The sequence below is a fragment of the Bradyrhizobium sp. B124 genome (assembly GCF_038967635.1).
In the GTDB taxonomy this organism is placed as follows: Bacteria; Pseudomonadota; Alphaproteobacteria; order Rhizobiales; family Xanthobacteraceae; genus Bradyrhizobium.
This window is the reverse complement of sequence record NZ_CP152413.1, coordinates 7315724-7333522: the sequence shown is the minus strand read 5'-3', so window position 1 is coordinate 7333522 and position 17799 is coordinate 7315724. Positions and strand designations below refer to the sequence as shown.

Annotated in this window: 18 protein-coding genes and 1 pseudogene; 2 read left to right on the top strand and 17 right to left on the bottom strand. The window is 61.4% G+C overall.

The features are described from left to right. Positions 1 to 45 precede the first annotated feature (45 nt). The 11 genes and pseudogenes from AAFG13_RS34880 to AAFG13_RS34830 form a co-directional block, all read right to left on the bottom strand. Positions 46 to 744 (bottom strand): hypothetical protein, encoded by a 699-nt coding sequence (locus AAFG13_RS34880; protein WP_342709611.1) that lies wholly within the window; start codon positions 742 to 744, stop codon positions 46 to 48. 310 nt (positions 745 to 1054) lie between these two features. Then, entirely contained in the window at positions 1055 to 1477 is a 423-nt protein-coding gene (locus tag AAFG13_RS34875) for a CopG family transcriptional regulator (RefSeq protein WP_342709610.1), read from the bottom strand. A 10-nt stretch (positions 1478 to 1487) separates the two neighbouring features. Next, a complete protein-coding gene (locus AAFG13_RS34870; RefSeq protein WP_342709609.1) occupies positions 1488 to 3464 on the bottom strand; it encodes a conjugal transfer protein TraG in 1977 nt (658 codons plus the stop codon). A 1553-nt stretch (positions 3465 to 5017) separates the two neighbouring features. Continuing rightward, positions 5018 to 6745: a DUF3363 domain-containing protein gene (locus tag AAFG13_RS34865; protein ID WP_342709608.1), complete on the bottom strand. Its 1728-nt coding sequence runs from the start codon at positions 6743 to 6745 to the stop codon at positions 5018 to 5020. Between the two features lie 242 nt (positions 6746 to 6987). After that, entirely contained in the window at positions 6988 to 7884 is an 897-nt protein-coding gene (locus AAFG13_RS34860; protein WP_342709607.1) for a lytic transglycosylase domain-containing protein, read from the bottom strand. Between the two features lie 2 nt (positions 7885 to 7886). Next, positions 7887 to 8393, bottom strand: coding sequence for a S26 family signal peptidase (locus AAFG13_RS34855; protein WP_342709606.1), 507 nt, complete (start codon positions 8391 to 8393; stop codon positions 7887 to 7889). Then, positions 8393 to 8857 (bottom strand): DUF2840 domain-containing protein, encoded by a 465-nt coding sequence (locus AAFG13_RS34850; RefSeq protein ID WP_342709605.1) that lies wholly within the window; start codon positions 8855 to 8857, stop codon positions 8393 to 8395. The genes AAFG13_RS34855 and AAFG13_RS34850 overlap by 1 nt, the downstream gene beginning before the upstream one ends. Before the next feature lie 330 nt (positions 8858 to 9187). Next, positions 9188 to 10088 (bottom strand): annotated as a pseudogene (locus AAFG13_RS34845) (replication initiator protein A). A gap of 2 nt (positions 10089 to 10090) precedes the next feature. After that, positions 10091 to 10369: a helix-turn-helix domain-containing protein gene (locus tag AAFG13_RS34840; RefSeq protein WP_342709604.1), complete on the bottom strand. Its 279-nt coding sequence runs from the start codon at positions 10367 to 10369 to the stop codon at positions 10091 to 10093. 330 nt (positions 10370 to 10699) lie between these two features. Continuing rightward, a complete protein-coding gene (locus tag AAFG13_RS34835; RefSeq protein ID WP_342709603.1) occupies positions 10700 to 11005 on the bottom strand; it encodes a hypothetical protein in 306 nt (101 codons plus the stop codon). Continuing rightward, a complete protein-coding gene (locus AAFG13_RS34830; protein ID WP_342709602.1) occupies positions 11002 to 11211 on the bottom strand; it encodes a hypothetical protein in 210 nt (69 codons plus the stop codon). The genes AAFG13_RS34835 and AAFG13_RS34830 overlap by 4 nt, the downstream gene beginning before the upstream one ends. 197 nt (positions 11212 to 11408) lie before the next feature. Between AAFG13_RS34830 and AAFG13_RS34825 the strand changes: the two genes are divergently transcribed. Continuing rightward, entirely contained in the window at positions 11409 to 11744 is a 336-nt protein-coding gene (locus AAFG13_RS34825) for a helix-turn-helix transcriptional regulator (protein WP_342709601.1), read from the top strand. Beyond that, positions 11737 to 12984: a HipA domain-containing protein gene (locus tag AAFG13_RS34820; protein ID WP_342709600.1), complete on the top strand. Its 1248-nt coding sequence runs from the start codon at positions 11737 to 11739 to the stop codon at positions 12982 to 12984. The genes AAFG13_RS34825 and AAFG13_RS34820 overlap by 8 nt, the downstream gene beginning before the upstream one ends. 333 nt (positions 12985 to 13317) lie before the next feature. On the opposite strand, the gene AAFG13_RS34815 is transcribed toward AAFG13_RS34820, so the two are convergent. The 6 genes from AAFG13_RS34815 to AAFG13_RS34790 form a co-directional block, all read right to left on the bottom strand. After that, a complete protein-coding gene (locus AAFG13_RS34815; RefSeq protein WP_342709599.1) occupies positions 13318 to 13512 on the bottom strand; it encodes a hypothetical protein in 195 nt (64 codons plus the stop codon). A 144-nt stretch (positions 13513 to 13656) separates the two neighbouring features. Beyond that, on the bottom strand, positions 13657 to 13836 hold the full coding sequence (locus AAFG13_RS34810; protein WP_342709598.1) for a hypothetical protein: 180 nt from the start codon (positions 13834 to 13836) through the stop codon (positions 13657 to 13659). A 549-nt stretch (positions 13837 to 14385) separates the two neighbouring features. Continuing rightward, positions 14386 to 14736 carry a hypothetical protein gene (locus AAFG13_RS34805; protein WP_342709597.1) on the bottom strand — a complete coding sequence of 117 codons (351 nt, stop codon included), beginning with the start codon at positions 14734 to 14736 and terminating at the stop codon, positions 14386 to 14388. 472 nt (positions 14737 to 15208) lie between these two features. Beyond that, entirely contained in the window at positions 15209 to 15529 is a 321-nt protein-coding gene (locus tag AAFG13_RS34800; protein WP_342709596.1) for a DUF736 domain-containing protein, read from the bottom strand. A 514-nt stretch (positions 15530 to 16043) separates the two neighbouring features. Further along, positions 16044 to 16556, bottom strand: coding sequence for a hypothetical protein (locus AAFG13_RS34795; RefSeq protein ID WP_342709595.1), 513 nt, complete (start codon positions 16554 to 16556; stop codon positions 16044 to 16046). A 139-nt stretch (positions 16557 to 16695) separates the two neighbouring features. Then, positions 16696 to 17619 (bottom strand): DUF2493 domain-containing protein, encoded by a 924-nt coding sequence (locus tag AAFG13_RS34790; protein WP_342709594.1) that lies wholly within the window; start codon positions 17617 to 17619, stop codon positions 16696 to 16698. Between the last annotated feature and the right edge of the window lie 180 nt (positions 17620 to 17799).

Here is a 17799-nt window from a genome sequence, read left to right as displayed (position 1 = left end):
GTCGGGCTATGCCTCAGCGCGCGGGTGATAGCCGGCCCAGCTGGCTCAGCAAAACGAGTTGGGCAGGTTCCGAAAGTTCGCCGTGCTGCCGCCCTCCCCGGCGGCAGCATTTGGCTCGGATATCTCCTCGGCGGCGGTCGTGGACGGACCTTTCGAATCCTGCTGTTCTTGCGCCCCAATCTTTGACGTGCCGCTGGGAGCCTCATGGGCAGCGCGACCGGCGCTGCCGAGCCGATCGATCGTCTCCTGGATCAATGGTTGTCGGAGCCGTACCCGCCGCTCGACCTGCTCGACCAGAATCTTGAAGCGCCGCTCGCCAAGCAGGCAAGCCTCGCGCTGCTGGGATTGCGGCATGGGCGGCGTCACGGTGAGCTGATAGCGCGCGTGCAGGGCGACTGTTTCGGCAATGATTGCGATCGCATGTTCGAGCCTGGTCATCTGACCAATCATCCGCTCCAGCTCCTCCTGGACCAGCCTTTCGGCAGGTGGCGCAGGATTAAAGAAGCGCTCCAGCGCTGTCTCGACGACCATGCTTTTACCGAGTCCCGGGCGGCTCGTCGCAGCGTCCAGTCGCTGGAACATGCTCTCAGAGAGCTGAACGGTTATCTTTCTCGTCCGCGGCGCTTCGCTCAGATTCGGCAGAGCATCCGACTCATCACCGTTCAGGCCCGAGCTGGTCTGCGTTTCGAGGTCTCCATTGCCTTGCATATTCCACTTTCTTGCATTGCGGCCGTACCAGGCCACGCCACGGCGCTTCGGCCGCGACGTAGATCCGATCGAAGCCGCTGAATCGCTCCCAGCGACGGCGGGAGGAAGAAGAAGCAGGTCGCACGTCACTTCAACGGCACTGAACCGCCTTTCGTGGCCTGGCGTAGCGAAGGACAGAAACGGCGCCCTGATTGAAGGGGGGTGCGAGAGCGGTCTATCGGTCGGCCGAGATCATGATGGTTTGGCGAGCTTCCGAGTTTGCACAGCCCGTCATTCCCTTGCGCGATTGCAGGTCCGTCATTTCAATGGGCGGCATTGCAACATCGCCCGTCCGTCGGAACACGCTCTACTCGGCTTTGTCAGAGGCGTGCAAATCGGCGCTCACCTCTTTCAGGACGGTCGAGCCGCTTGAAAGACGCCTTCCCAGGGCCTCAACGAAACGATCATAGCGTTCGGCCCCTTTGGCACGTGCGGCCGGGCCCGAATGCTCCGGAAGCGCCGGGGTCGAGGTCAGCCAGAATCGGATGAAGAGCGCAACCGTCTCAAGCGTGATGCCATCATTGCGTTCCAGTCGCTCAAGGACCCGCGTGATCCGGTCTAGGCGTTTTGCGATCACCGCCTCTCGCCGGTCGGAATCATCAGGACCAAGGAACGAAGCGATGGCAGCTTCCGCAACCAGCGACTTGGGCTGCCCACGATGCTTTGCGAACGCATCGAGAGTTTTGAACGTCTCTGGGTCGAGGTAGATGCTGAGCTGGATCTTTTTCATTTTGGTGCGCTCAGAGGTCAATCCCATCATCCGGGTCGAGACTGGCGGTCCTTGCCATGCGCTGCATCGGCTCGGTCATGGCGCGGGCATGGACGTCATCAGCATCGGCCTCGTCGAGGTCGGCATCGAACTCGTGGTCGGCGACAGGTACCTTGACCTCGATCTCCTCATGCTGAGGCAGTTCCGGTTCGCGGCGAATACCTCCATTCGGGTCGTCGCTCCCGTGCTTGCGCCTCGACAGGAGATGGGTTGAAGGCGCAATTGGTCTGCGGGCTGTCCAATCATCCGCTCGTGCAGGAATGCTACTCAGTTGAGCTCGCGGCGGCTGCAACAGGCGCCGCTGAAACTGCGGATCCTCATAGTAACGGACCTTAGTGGCGCGTACAGGATGCAAGCCGGAGACCATCACAATCGCTTCTTTAGGTGAGAGCTGCATGACCTCGCCCGGCGTCAGCAACTGGCGAGAGGTCTCCTGACGGCTCACCATCAGATGTCCAAGCCACGGGCTCAACCTGTGCCCCGCGTAGTTTTTCATCGCCCTGAGCTCGGTCGCCGTCCCGAGCGCATCCGACACGCGTTTGGCGGTGCGCTCATCATTGGTCGAGAAGGCGATCCTAACGTGGCAATTGTCGAGGATCGCGTGATTTTGACCATAGGCGCGTTCCAGCTGATTGAGGCTCTGGGTGATGAGGAAGCCACGGATGCCATACCCGGCCATGAAGGCCAGCTGGCTCTCAAAGAAGTCGAGCCGGCCGAGCGCGGCGAACTCATCCAACATCAGCAGAAGCTTTTGTCCCCGTCGCTCGCCATCCAGGCTCTCGGTCAATCTTCGGCCGATTTGATTGAGGATGAGCCGCATCAACGGTTTGGTCCGAACGATGTCGGAGGGGGGCACGACGAGGTAGAGTGAGACGGGCTGCACACCGTCCACCAGATCGCGGATTCGCCAGTCACTACGCGCGGTGATTTTCGCGACCACGGGATCTCGGTAGAGGCCGAGGAAACTCATGGCGGTTGAGAGTACGCCCGAACGCTCGTTCTCGCTTTTATTGAGAAGCTCGCGCGCGGCTGAGGCAACGACGGGATGAACGCTGGTTTTAAGATGCGGTGTCGCCAGCATTGCGTTGAGAGTCACGTCGATCGAACGGGATGGATCCGAAAGGAAATTGGCGACACCGGCGAGGGTCTTGTCGGCCTCGGCGTAGAGGACATGCAGGATCGCACCGACAAGGAGAGAGTGGCTGGTCTTTTCCCAATGATTCCGGCGTTCGAGTGCCCCTTCCGGATCGACAAGAATATCCGCGATATTCTGAGCGTCTCGCACTTCGCAGTCGCCACGGCGAATTTCGAGAAGGGGGTTGTATGCGGCACTGGCTGGATCGGTCGGATCGAATAACAGCACCGGCCCGATGTGCGAGCGCCAGCCAGAGGTCAACTGGTAGTTTTCACCCTTGATGTCGTGGACAATTGTGGAGGCGGGCCATGTCAAAAGTGTCGGTATGACAAGGCCAACGCCCTTGCCGGAGCGTGTGGGGGCAAAGCAGAGCACGTGCTCGGGCCCGTCATGCCGCAGATAATTGTCCTCGAAGCGGCCGAGTACCACGCCATCAGGGCCCAAAAGTCCGGCCCGCCTCACCTCGCGTGCATCCGCCCAGCGTGCCGAGCCGTACGTGGTGACGTTTCTCGCCTCGTGCGCGCGCAGAACGGAGAGCATCATCGCGAGTGCGATTGCCGCGAGGCCACCACTGGCGGCGATGGCGCCGCCCTCAAGGAATATTATTGGCGCGTAAGCATCGAATTTGAACCACCAGGGGAAGAAGGCGGTCGGCTGGTAGATCGGCCAATGCCCAAGGTTGAACCAGGCGGGTCCAAGCTGTGGCTGAAAGGCAAGTCGCCACGCTGTCCATTCGGTTGCCGCCCAGAGGAACGCGAGCACGACGAGACAGACCAGGATGACTTGATGCCAAATGATCTTGGTTGCGGACATGGAGCGGAGATGTGGATAGCATCCTTGGCCTGCGCACAACTAAGCCCGCCCGCGCATCGCACTCGCGCGCGTCCTGGCGCGTGAATCGGCGGGTCCGCGCACGGATCGCCTGCGGTTCCCGAGGCTCGCCATGCGGTGGGACGATGATGCGTTGCAAAGCGCGATCGAATTGATCCCAAGCCTCGATGATCTCGCGTCGTGTTGCGCCGGCACGATACTCAAGCGCGCACGGCAGCTCTAAATTGCGCAAGCACCCATCACGCCGAAGCTAAAGCGCTAGGTCTTTTTGCAGATCTGTGCGTGGCCGGCATTGATCGCTGGAAGGCAGAACTGATAGATTGCAAATCCGGCGGCTAAAACCAGCCGCCATGCCTTCTTCTCATCTCGTCCATTCGGTCGGATATTGGTTTCGGGTTATCTCGGGCCAACCCGATGTCCTTTCGTATCCGATAGGACGCAGGAGCTCTCTCTATTGCTCGAGCCCGGCTCACAGTTGAGCGGCGTATCCAAGCAACGACCCGGTCGATGAGCTGCCAGCGGTTTCTATTGGCCTCTTGAACCTCCGCCTTTTTTGTATTCACTATGACGTCGCCTACGCTTCAATCCGATTGCGTCTCAAGCAGTGCCTCAAGATCTGTATTTCCTAACGAAGATTTCCTCCGGATTGATGCATTTGACGGCACGTTGATGCTTAAATCCTGCGTTCAGCTGCCACTTTCGCGCGATCCTGGCGGGCCGGGTTAAGACCCGGCGTGTGGCAGCAATTGCCCTAGGGTCTCGGCCGGTCGCGTCTTCAACCTGGCCCCGACGCTGCGAGAGCTTCCTTCGTGCCGAGATGTCCGTCGACCCTGACGTGAGCGGTCGGGTACGACAACGAGACCCACATGGCTGGTTCAACGTCGCTAAAGGGCGATCCTCACCCCGATGCCAGTGGCATCCCAGACTTGGGGCAACTGGTCGCGACCCTACACGCTCCATCCAAACCGCCTTACTGCCAAGGAGCGCGCCGTCAGAAAAGGCTGGGTCTTGCTTAAACGCAGTGTCGGCATGCGGTGGGCAGGCGGAGGTCTTCCTCGTGACGGATGCCGGAACAGCGCGCTTGCGCGAGCTTGGTGGTCGCTTTGATGCTGTCAGGCGCTTTTGGGCGGCGACATACTGAGCACCGACTGGCCCTGTCCGATTGCGCCAGCGATCGTCCAAGTACAGCTTGGTTTGTGGCGTATGTTTCGTCGTCCAGATCGAACGCGTGGACATCGAGCCGAAGATCGGAACGATAAAGCCGGCGGAGTGAGCAGGTACGGCTTGTTGTGCGGCCCGCCTCGTCATCGATGTACATGTTCTCTCTCAAAAGCTGTGTCGGCTGGAGTGGCTCAAGGAGAGGCCGCCAAGGTCTGCCTTTGGTCGTTGCCCCGGCGGCTCGAACGCCGACCCAACTTGCGCCACGGAGCACTGGCGGCTCCTTGTTGCATAATTCGCTTGTGCATAGAGGATCTTCGGATGCGGGCACAAACCGGACGCACATCCGAGATCGCAGTCTGAGGGTGATCGATGGATCAAAGCGAGATCCCGCGTTTCCGACCGAAGCTCCAATCTACGCCGGCAGGACCGGCGATGCCGTTCACCTGGCGCCCCAGTTCGCGCTCGAGCGTCGGTATCCAGGGCACGAGCTGAAAGCCGAGCCCGTTGTCGATCATGGCAAAACGGCCTGAGGCAAGCGACAGCCTGCGACGATAGATCCCCGAAACGGATTCGCCTGTATCGGCAGGCAAATGCGTCAGTCCGGTTTCGGAGGCTAAGCACCGGCCTACCGCTTCGAGTTCGCGGCCGCGAAGTGTCTCGATCAAGTTGCGGCCGAGCGTCACCTTGTCTCCCGACCGGCGTGCGAGCCCCTGCCCTGCTAGTATGTCGCTGCGCCGATCAAGCGCATGTCGCACCTCGGCACCAAAGCCGGCGCGCGAAAGCCGGGCAGAGTCGCGTGCCACCAGCTGCCGGTCGAGCCAGGTCGCGCCTTCCGCCGCGACCTGCTGGTCAACAGTAAGCTCGGAGCGCACTGCAAGCGCGATCCGTGCTCGGCCATGCCCGTCTTCGAAGCGCCGGAGTTCCACAATGCCGCCGATCGGCCCATCGCCGGTTGCTTCGATGCTCGAAAATTTCAGGTGATGCACGCGTCCGTCAGTACCGTCGACGATGGCAAACGCTGAGCCTTTAAGCTCGTCGTCGTGTCCCCGAGCGATGAGACGGCCGATGATGGGCTCGCCGTGGCGCTCGCCTTCGAGCGCCCAGGATGATGGTGGGCGTGCCGCGCCATCCTTCGCGAGGCTCTTGTGTAGCCGCTTGATGATGTCGCCGCGCTCGCCGAGCGCGCGCAATCGAGGCTCCGCGTCGGGAGCGAGCACCCAGCGAGCGGGCCCGGCAGGCTCGGCCAGGCCCAGCCGTTCCAGCGTCCGCATCCGGCCGATCCGAAACTCCCGCAGTGGGTCTGCGCCGGCATCCCGGTTCGGCCTCAAATCGATGACCCCGTCGGCAGCCCCCGCTTCCCGGGCGAGTCCGCGATCGAGCGTGGTGAGACGTTCGGCGGTCAAATCCGCTTCGAGCTGGCGGCGGATCTCGAGCTCCGAGCGCAGACCAAGCTCGCGGGTGACGAGCTCGCCAGCGCGTGCCCGTAGTCCCGTTGAGACATACTCACGGCTAATGACGAGGTCCCTTCCGTCATCCGCCTGCCCCCGCACCAGAATGTGGATATGCGGATGCTCGGTGTTCCAGTGATCGATGGCAACCCAGTCCAGCCGAGTGCCAAGGTCCTGCGAGGCCTGGTCCATGAGCTCGCGGGTAAAGTCGCGCAGATTGGCGAGTTTGCCGGCATCGTCGGGCGAGACGATGAACCGGAAATGATGCCGATCACCTTCACATCGGTCGGCGAAAGTACGACCGTCGGCATCATCTCCCGCCGCGTCAAAAAGTTTGCCGCGTGCCCCGTCCCGGGTAACCCCGTCGCGCTGAAGATAGCCAATATGAGCTCGCAGCGCGCCCGGCAAGCGCATCCGGCGGACCACACGCGCCTTTACCATAACCGCGCGGGCCCTGCTGTTGAGCAGACGGTTGGCGGCAAGGCTCGCTGCACGGCCGCGCCCAAACTTGCCGCCACGGCTGCCGGCACCTCGCGAAATACCGCCGGCCTTCTGAGCAGCCTTGAGCGCCTGCGCCAGAAACGGTCTTGTCCGCGACGCACGCGTGGAGCGGATGCGGCCCGGACGGACGCGGAAATCGTCGTTATCAGTCATGCAGTGCTCCTCAGGGTGTCGAAAGCTGAGCGAGACCAGCGCGTTATTCAAATAGGAAAATTGCGCGCGATATTCGCAATGTTCGCAGCAGCACTGGAATTTGCTGGTGTTCCATGCCCCGACCGACCGGCCGCACCTTGCGGCTTTTATCCTGCCCTCCCCGTCGCCTGGTCCTTCCCTTGTGGCCACCGCGCTCAAAGCTGCGAGTACTTTCGACAGCATGCGAGGACATGCGATTACTGTCATCGCGACTGTCGCTCGCCTGAACGACGCACAAACAGATCCGCCGCGCGAGGTCGAAATGCGGTTGCGTGTGCGCGAGGCGTATCTTTGGGAAAGCTCAGTGATTGCTCAATCGATGTGGATGAGCCGTTAACGAACGAACTCTCGGATCGACGAACAAACACGGTCGCCTGTCGCCAGTCGACCATTCGTGTGATAACCGCGCTGCCATGCTCCAGTTGACCTATGCCAAGCAACGGTGCAAGACGCTGGACGTAGGCTTGTGTTTCATCCGGAAGCGATCGCCCCCATGCCAGGTGCTCTTCATACCGCTTCGGTCCTGCGTTGTAGGCAGCAAGAAAACCTGCTGATCCGAATCGATTGAGCATCTCGCGAAGGTATGCCGTACCGGCAAGAATGTTGTCGTGCGGATCAAACGGGTCCAGGCCGAGACCATATCGAACGCTCAGCTCGACCCAAGTCTGCGGCATGATCTGCATCAATCCGAGAGCTCCGCGCGCCGATACGGCATTCGGTTTTCCACCGCTCTCGATCTCGATAACTTCCTCGATCCAATGCTCCGGGATTCCACATCGATGCGAGGCTTCGACGATCGAGGATGTGTACGGTGTGACGGAAGTCGGATTCGACAGGCGCCTCGCTTGTGCACGCGATGCGGGCTCCGCGCCGCCGGCCGAGGGCAGTCCGCCCCTCAGAAGGACGCCGAGACAGCAAACAATAATTAAAGACGGCAATCGACGCTTTGTTTTCAGGCAGAAAGCGACTTTGGCCCGATCTTGCGGCATGCGAGAGTACCGGTTGGGCCTGTCGATCGTTGTCGATATGGCCGAAACGAAGGATGAGTATTGGCGCGAGCAAAACGGCTTGATGACAGACCAATCGCGGAAGCTGGACATGATCACTCCTCACCGGTCCACACCGGAAGTGCCTGCCCAATCACTGCGGATCGCGCGATTGGCCCGAAATAGCGGCCATCGAGCGAGGCTGTGGACTGCCAGTTCATGAGAAACACTTCGTCTCGGGCGATGACGCGGCAGCCCTGCCAGGCCGGCAGTGGTCGTCCGCGGCCATCACGCTCGCGTGCATGACCCACCTCGATATTGTCGACGGCAATGGTGAGCCCAGTTCTGCAGACTGTTTGCCCCGGCAGCGCCAACACGCGCTTCAGCATCGGAACCCCGCTCGGCAAATAGCCGTTGAAATCAAGAAAGCTGGCCAGCGGCTCCGGAGGACGAGCAGCCACAAGCTCGGTGACCCGCAGCGAGCGGAGTTCTTGCAAACGATAGAGCCCGATCGGGACGCTTTCGGACACGTTCCAGATGTAGACTGGCGTGGTCTGTTGACCCGCCGACATGACGAGAGCCACAGCCCCGATCGCTGCCAAAATCGTAGCGGGCCGCTGCATCAGGGTGCTATCCTTCGCCGATTAAGCCAAGCTTCGTGGCGCGAGCGGGTGTATATCCGCGGGTTTTCGTTGACAGACACGCGGTTGTGCACGTGATGCCAATATTCGGGAGCGGCGTCGGCTGGATTAATGCCGAGCGCTTCCACGGCCTCGATCAAGTGCAGCACTTGCTCGACCTTGGGCCAGCCAGATAGCCGCAGAAGGCTGTCGCCGCCGGGGTTGATGCAAGGAACTGTCGAGTATCGCTGTCCCGGTGCGACCGCGCGCAAAATGTCGATCCGAGACAGCAACGCCCCAAAGTCATTCGACGTCCAACGCACGAATGCGAAGATGCTGCCGGGCGCAAACGAAAGGACGCGCCGATGACCGTCAATGATCTTCTCCGAAGCGGCACGGCCAAACCGAACCCGGTTCTCGATGCGCTTCTCGAGCCACAACAGCTCAACAGTGGTGTGGTTGCTCACCTGACGGCCTCCGCTTGGTCGAGAGAGGTATGAAAGAAAGAAGTCGATGCCCAGCCGCCGGCGCATCGCAGGTGCCGTTTTGCGAACGGCAGAGCGATCGTGGTGAAGAATGCGGGCATCGGCGCTGTGGAGCGCCCGGACCAGGTCTCACGGTTAGAGCCGATGGGCACAGATCCGTTAGAAGGAATCCGAAGGATTCCGGGTTAGCAAAGTTACGGCGGCGCGAAGTATCCGCGTGGCAAGAGTTTAGCCGCGCTTTTCGTCCCCGATAGCACGAGGGTCCGGTCCCCGATCGCACGAGGGTTCTGGTCCCTGATAGCACGAGGAGATTCACAGCCTATCCACCGCTCTGAAGAGGGCGCGGTGCTTGTGCAATCGTCGGGTGAGCGGCTCCTGGGAAGCCGGAGCGAAGTTCAATCGCTCTCCGCCATTCGGGTCGTTCGTGATGAGAAGCTGATACCCCGGCAAGGTTTGGCGACGAACGATCTGACGCAGATCGTAAGCGAAGTGCTTGAGCGGCGAAAGGGTACCCGACTTGGCGTGCAGGTGCGCGAGATCAAAGCTCCAGCCACCACTTTGACGGCCGCCGTGCTTGCGCACGAGACGGTAGAGCCACCGTTCCAATCCCCCAGTCAAATCGAAATACGCGCGGTCGATGGTCAGGACGAGCGCGTCATTAAGAACGCCGGTATAGAACCAGTCCGGCAGTATCAGCTCCAGTCCGGGGCTCGCCGTGCACATCGGCTGTCTCTTTCCATTCATTGATCCACGAAAAGCGATGCGCTCGTCGTTCCGTTGGCTGACGGATTGATGTCAATACGGTGGTCGATTGCAGCCGATCGAGCGCAGCTTTGAGGCGGTCGTAGTCGTGCCCGCTAGTGCCACGACCGACGAATGTCAGGATCTCATATGGCGTAGCGGCCATCAGCCGCGATGTCTTCAGACCAGCGTCGCGGGCCTCGACCACCTGTGACGCAGCCCAGATCAGAACGTCCGCGTCCCAGATGGTCGCCATGCCATGTTCAGGCACCGCCTCGACTCGGATCGAGATGGTTCCTGCGTGGAAGGCGATCGGCACTACGCGTTTTGACTTTGCCAACGAGAAGAACGGGTAAGCCATCAGATCTTGCGCATCGCGGGGCGCCAGGTCGCCGGGAATGGTACGGAACAGATCGAGTTGGTCGCGCTCCGAATAGCGCTTTCTGTGAGGAGACGAGTTGCCGTCCGACATGGTCAACGTCGCTCCTTGCCTGCATACGGAATGGGTGTGTGACGTTTGGCCGGCAACACCGATCCTGCGCCTGGATCGCTCGTCGACGTCTTGGCTCCGCGGTCAACCCACGCTTTGAGATCCTCAAGCGAATAGACAACGCGGCCGCCGAGCTTGCGGTAGGTCGGGCCCGTGCCGTAGGTGCGGTGCTTTTCAAGCGTCCGGCCGGACAGACCCAGAAAGCGTGCAGCTTCGGGAGTTCGCAGGTATCGCGGCGGCAAGCCGGCGTTCGGATCGGGCATTTTCGAGCCTCAGTGATCGTCTGGAGCGCAAGCGAATGGACTTGCGCGGCGGCGGTCACGATGGCGGAGCAGAAGCCCTTAGGGGGATGCCGAACATGCGGGGACGCTTTTCGGTACCCCTGCCCTATCCCTTGCGAGACACTGGCCGAAACAATGCGCGATAGCCGCCGGGCACCAGCGCACGGCCAGCATGCACCAGCTGTCAAACGCCATGCGAAGGCGCGGCGACACCACCTCTTCTGACGCGCCTCACCGAGAATGACGAACCGCGCGAAAGAAAGTTCGGAGTGCGTGCGGACGGCTTCCCGCACGAAGTTGGCGGCGTCTTCGTCATTCTCGGGTAGCCGAATGCCCTATTATGCGCGCGGTTCGGTCGGCGGGCTCCGGCCGAAAGTACCGGACCTGGCCGGGATCAACGCGGGCGAGGTTGCTCGCCGAACGGCTCGAGATGAAAGCCTGCCCCCAAACGGTCAGCTCCTCGATTTGGCGCACGATGCGCGACAGATAGAAGGGGGCGAGCTTGTTCTCGGGTTCTTCGACCGCGATGAGGGTCAGGGCCAGCAACGGGATGCTACCGGCCTGGAATGCAGCGCTGGCGGAGCCGTCGGCGATCCGGCCTTCGATGTCGAGGGTCACGGGGTCATCGCGAGATCGAACAACGAACGTTGGCCGTCGCCCAGATCCTCCAGCCCAAGGTCGCGCCCTTCCTCGTCGGGATGAAACACGACCTCAACCTTGCGGATGACCTCTCGGAAACGGAGGTCAACAGGCCGGAACACCTGCTTTGTGTCTGTGTCAGCGGTGTGCACCTGCCACCAGCGCCGCTGCACAGCGTTGGACACGAGATCGGTGGCCGCCTCGGCGCCAAAGGCGCATTGAGGCGTCCGCCCGCGTTCAAGAGCCGTCGATTTTTTCCCGGTTTCCCGCCACCGATCAAGGACAGAGGGTCAGAATTGCGATTTTGTTAACCTCACGGCCCCTGGAGAAATTGTAATCTTCGTGCTACATAATTGCCAAATCTGTAGCGTGAAGGTGACAAATGCCGACCCCACACAATCCCTCTGCTGCCGTTCGGCGAGCCACGCGCAAGCTCGGCGCGGACATCCACGATGCTCGTCGACGTCGGCGGCTTCCGATGGCAGTCGTGGCCGAGCGCGCCTTCACGTCCCGCTCGACCCTGCAAAGGGTCGAGGCTGGGGACACCAACGTAAGCATTGGCATCTACGCGGGCGTCCTTCAGGCGCTCGGTCTGCTCGATGGTCTGAGCAAGATCGCCGATATCAGCAACGACAGCATCGGACAGGCCCTGGCCACCGCCGAATTGCCCAAGCATGTCCACCTCAAACGCAAGACCCGAGCCTCACGACATGGCTGACTTCGAGGTGCATATCGATCTGGGCGGCCACACGCGTCCCATCGGACTGGCGAGGAGCAATCGCGTTCGCGGCGCGGAGACCATCCTTTTCGAGTATGACGGCTCATGGCTCGAGGACGCTGACCGGTTCTCGCTGGAGCCAGCCCTCGCGCTGACGCGCGGCACCTTCGCTCCCGCTGCCGGCCTCGCGACTTTCGGCTCCATCGGCGACTCCGCGCCCGATACCTGGGGCCGCCGTCTCATGCAGCGCGCCGAACGCCGCCTCGCCGACCGCGAAGGTCGTGGCGTCCGCACGCTTGCTGAAAGCGATTACCTGCTCGGCGTCGCCGACGAGACGCGGCTCGGCGCACTCCGATTCCGCTGGGTCGGCGAAGACGCCTTTCAGGCGCCGATCCGCGGCGGCGTACCGGCCCTAATCGAACTCGCCCCGCTTCTCCAGATCACCGAGCGCATTCTCCGGGACGAGGAAACGGACGAAGACCTTCAGGTCATCTTCGCGCCCGGCTCCTCCCTTGGCGGCGCGCGGCCAAAGGCATCGGTCATCGACCAGCACGGCAACCTCTCCATCGCCAAGTTTCCAAAGGAAACCGACGACTACAGCATGGAAACCTGGGAGGAGATCGCGCTGCGACTGGCCAGCCAAGCCGGCATCGCCACCCCGCAACACGAACTCATCGAAGTGGCCGGCAAGGCGGTCATGCTATCGCGACGCTTCGATCGCGACGGTGCGACCCGCATCCCCTTCCTGTCAGCGATGGCAATGATGGGCGCCAGGGACGGCGAGCGTGGCAGCTATCCGGAGATTGTCGACGCTCTCGCACAGCATGGCGCGCAGGGAAAGACCGACGCCCATGCCCTCTATCGGCGCGTCGTCTTCAACGTGCTGATCTCCAATGTCGACGACCACCTGCGCAACCACGGCTTCCTCTGGCTGGGAAAGGCCGGATGGTCACTGTCTCCGGCTTATGATCTCAATCCCGTGCCAACCGATGTGAAGGCGCGCGTGCTGACCACAAACATCGATCTGGACGAAGGCACCTGCTCGCTCGACCTGCTTGAGGCCGCGTCAACGTACTTCGGGCTGACGCTGGCGCAGGCCCGCTCGATCATAAGGGAAGTCGCAACGATCACCGCCACATGGCGCAACATCGCCAAGGCAGTCGGCGCCCGGTCGGCCGAGATCAACCGTATGGCAAGCGCGTTTGAGCACGACGATCTTCGGCGAGCGCTGGCGCTATGACCAGAACGTTCCTTCACAGCTTTGATCCACCAGGGGCAGGTCGTGTCGCCGGCCCGACCGTCGACATCGACGTTTCGGACATCGAGGATACTGGTATTCGTGAGGTCCTGCAGACGCCGGGCACTGCTTATGGCGCGTGGTCCATCCTGGATACATGGCGGGGCCTGCCCCCTTGCCGCTGAAAGCGGTAAGCCACGCTGTGCCAGAGACTCACGGGGCTTCCGATTTTGGGCCGCGACACCTCTTACGACATCGCGTTTCAGAGCGCTCCGACAAACACTGCACGTAAGGAACGAGCAATCGCGTTCTCGCCACGAGCGTGTCATGTCGGCTTCAGACTGGATCGTTTCGTACAAAAGGGCCTCCGCGCGCCGTCATCACGGAAGCGAAGCCTCTGCCCGAGGCCGAGCCTGCCGAATAGATCGCTGCAACTGTAATGCCCAGCGTGCTCAGCACGAGATAGGTGCCGAGCTGGTCGATGAGGATGCCGGTTGCCATGTCGGGCGCGCCAAAGAACGCCTCGATCATCGGCAGGCCCACCAAAGATGTGTTGGCGAGGCCCCCCGAAAGCATCAGCGCCCCGGTCGTCTCCCGCGAGAACTTCAGACGAGCTGAGAGCGCCCGAGCGCCAGCCGCAAACGGAATGATTCAAGCGCTGCGGCGCGTCTCGCCTCAGAAAGCGGCAAGACGCTGAAAACTATCAATTCCGTCGGACGCGAACCAAGGATCTCGAAGCGATGCAACAAGCAACATCATGAGAGCCCACAGAATAATGAACAGCCGCACACAAGACAGCGATGTTCGATCGGACCGGTCTGAAGCCTCAATAGAAGCGGGAAGTTGCGTCGGCATGTCTTGCCTCCAAACGGAAAAGTTCAAGTCGAGCCTGCCGCATCGACGAATTAGAAAAACCAAAAGTGCGAGGAGAGGATCGCGCGACAACCTTGCATTGGTCTGCCTCGTTCACCCGCACCACGAAATAGGCCCAGTTTATCTGACAGACAACGCTCGCTATCTGTGCAGAAAGGTTTGTACGGAATGCACCAGCAGGCGCGCGCGCTCTGCTGCCGTGCCCAAAATGCGTCACAACGGTACCAGCCGCACCATTTGCGTCAGATATGACGCGGGAAAGCAGCGTCGTTTCTGGTGTACGATAACGCACGCGACACGCGAAACACGCCTCCTCGCTCATTCCGGGCGCCTATGCCTCGTCTCAGTCCGCGATTCCAGCAAAAGAGTGTCTGGGGTAACAAAGTCGCGCAGGCGTTTTGACTCGCCTCGTCAGTTCATAATCAAGACGACTTGCCGACTAGGTATCGCTCTGCGCAGAGCAAAGAGCCGCGTCCGCGGCTCCATTCATACCGGCCGGAGCCAAGTGCAATTTTGGATGCCAGCCGAAGCTCACGATAGTTTCTCCAGTTCGTACAGGTGAACGATGTGCAGTTCATCCGGCAGAACGCGGCCGTCATCTCCGACAATCCACTTCACACCGGCCGAGTTCTTAAATATCCAGAGAACCTCGCCGCACCGCTCATCATGCCCATGCCCCCGAAGGCGTACCCAGTCGCCAACAGCTGGCAAACCAGGTGGGGCCGGCCCCCTGCTCACCTTCAGCTCGGGAAAGAGACGCCGCGCGGCCTGAAATACCCATTCCCACCAGCCCAGAAAAGCTCGTTGCGCTGTCGTTCGTAGTTGTCCGTCCACAACGTGCACTCCACCTGCTTCAGGGCGGCTGCTAATGCTGACTGCCATGATTCGGGCATCCATACCTTGGACCCGTAGGCTGCGCTCCTACAAACACAGTACGCGACGGACGAATAATCTCGTTTCGCGCCTGTCATCTAGGTTTCAGATTGGAGTGCTTCGTACAAAGGATCCCGCTATCTCGCTCTGAACACGCTCCGTTGCGCGCGGCTAGAAGTGGCTCGGAACACGTTGGCATGGATCAAAAATCTAGTCCGCCGCTCATGACCAGATCATGCGCAGATGGGAGTAGAGCTAACGAACTCACGCGGTTGTGGCAGCGGCAGCGTGTTCCGGCCGTGACACCTCGGCTAGCCATGTCGACCTTATCTCGCCTGGTGAAAATTTTGCAGCCGGCCCAAAGCCTAAAGCGAAAACCATACCCGTCGTGGACTTCAGATTGATCGTCCGGCGCTCCGCCTTGCTGTCGGCTGAAGAAGGAGCCCCGCCCGAGTTACTCGGGCGGGGCTTTGATGGTGTGTCACTCGCCGCTCTTGCGCGGCCGCGACCAGAGCAGGTTGTAGCCCTCGCCACCTTCATCGTCGAACAGGTTGGCGTAGATCGGTGCGTTGAACGAGGGATCGTCGAGCTTGAGCGAGAGGTAGTCGCGTCCTTCTTCGGAGCGCTTCGCCCAGGCGGCCCCGATTTCCGCGCGGCCCACATAGATGCGGTGACTGGGAGCGTTGTCGTTGGAGCGGTTGGTCTCGGCGACGATGCGGACGCCCTTGGCCTGCAGGCTCAGGGTGATGATCTCGCCCTGGAAATCGTTGCCGACCTTCTTGAAAGAACCGATGTTAGCCATGTCACTTCTCCTGTTGTGTTTCGAGCCCGCGACCACCGCGGCCTCGATGGCGATCTAGAGGCCAAGGACGATCGGCGACGCACCCGCTGTTGCGGGCCGGAGCGCAGCGGAGGACGCCGTTGTGGCGACTTTCTTGTCTCGCGAGGAATGGGCGCAGCCCAGGGGAAGAAAGTCGCATCAACGGCGTTGCGGCTCAGACGATCGAGGCGAAGCCGGTCTTTGGCCAGATCCAGCCATCAACGAGGCCACGTGCGTCCGCGTGCTCAACCGCAATCTCGGGAGAACGTGGCGTAGCTCGGTTGTGCTGAGCAAGAGGCCCGAACGAAATCCGGCAGAAAAAGAAACAATCTGCAGCAAAGGGCGGTATTGTCTCCGAGGAATCATCAAGACACGCCGCTCCGCCGCAGCTGAGTGGGCTAGCTGGCCGGAATGCTTTGGGGTTGGTGGAAGCGCTTCGAAGAGGACTGCCCCACCCCGCTCAGGTCCCGATCATCCCTCGTTTCAATGCGCCGATTTATGCCAACCTGTTCGACGATGAAGGCGGCGAGCGATCGTGCCCGCACCTGGCGCCCGTAAGAATTGGTTGTGAGGGCCTGCCCACCAGCCCGGCCCGCTCGAACACGCCGGACTCCGTAAATGCGGTCAAGCGCACCCACGACGCGCCGCCGATGTAAAGCGCCCCCAGGCAAGCAAACCCCTCCCGCCAGGCCGGCGAAGGTACCCCGATCCGGGACAGGGCCGACACAACATGGTAGCCGGCAACAGCGGCCGGAACTGCGAATGCGATCGCGAAACGCAAGGTCAAGGATCGAGCGCTGGCGGCGGCGGCCTGACCGAAGACAAGCGTCACCGCGCCGCCGGCCGTACCGATAAGCAATGCGCCGGCCACGCCGGCGCCGCCTTGTAATGCCGTCGTCCCGATACTCAGCGCAACAAAGAACGGCAGGGCATGCACCGCGAGCGCGAAGATCGCCCAGCAGAACAAACCGATTCCGAGTGTGTTGAGAACAAGCCCAAAGGTGAGCATGGTGGTGGCTCCATGTGCATGGATTTATCCGCCGCGCCCTCCACCACCACCATGGCGCAAATCCGCGCTTAGAGCCGAAACGAGGCGGAGTTGCGGCGCCTGCAACTCCGCTTTGATGCCAAGGGCGAGCAGGCGGCGCTCACGCGCCGCCGAACCTCCAGACAGGGATGCCGAGCCGCTTGGCCTTGTCGGCGAGGTTGTCCTGGATTCCCGTACCCGGAAAATGCATGACGCCAATCGGCAGGAGTTCGAGCATCGCGTCGTTGCGCTTGAAGGGTGCGGCCTTGGCATGTTTCGTCCAGTCGGGCTTGAAGGCGATTTGAGGCACTTTGCGATTGTTCGCCCATTTGGAGGCGATCAGTTCGGCGCCTTTCGGGGAGCCGCCATGACACAGAACCATGTCGGGATGTTTGGCGTGGACCTTGTCGAGGCGTTCCCAGATCAGGTTGTGATCGTTGAAATCGAGCCCGCCGGTGAGTGCAATCTTCGGTCCTGGAGGTAACATGAGCTCGGTCTCGGCGCGACGCTTGGCGGCGATGAAGTCACGGGAATCGATCATCGCTGCGGTCATCGTGCGGTGGTTCACCAGTGATCCCGATCGGGGACGCCAGGACGAGCCCGTGTGAGTTTCAAAGCGTTCCAAGGCCTGGTCGCGGAACAGTTCCAGGCAGTTGCGACGCTCGATGAGCGTGAGACCTTCGGCCGTCAGGCGCTCGAGTTCGACCGATTGCACCTCGGAGCCGTTTTGCTCAAGCTGGCTCTTCCGCTGCGCCTGTTCGTTATCGTCGAGCTGGCGACCGATGCGGTCGACAGCGCGATGGAACAGGTTGACGGTCGACCAGAGCAGATCGTCAAGGTCCGGCTCAAGCCGAGTATCGCTCAACGTGGCAACCAGGGCATCGAAGATATCCGCGACGGCGCCGGCGATGATCCGGCCCTCGGGAAGGGGCCGTGCATCTGGTTGGTCGTCGAAGGGGCGATAGCCGTAGAGTTGTAGCTCGGCGAGAACGTGATCGGTTGGAGATGCGGCATGCGGCGGTTCGATGTCGTCACGATCGGTCATCGTGGAGAGTCCTTTGCCGGAAGCGGCCGCGCCCATCGCGGCCTTCGTGGCGATCACTCAGACGGCAGGCGGAACGGGCCAGAACCCGATAGGGCCGAAGCGGCAGCGGAGGATGGCGCAGCCCGGCTATTTTGCCTCGCGATGCAAAGCGCGCGGGCCAGATAGCATGATGTGTCTTCT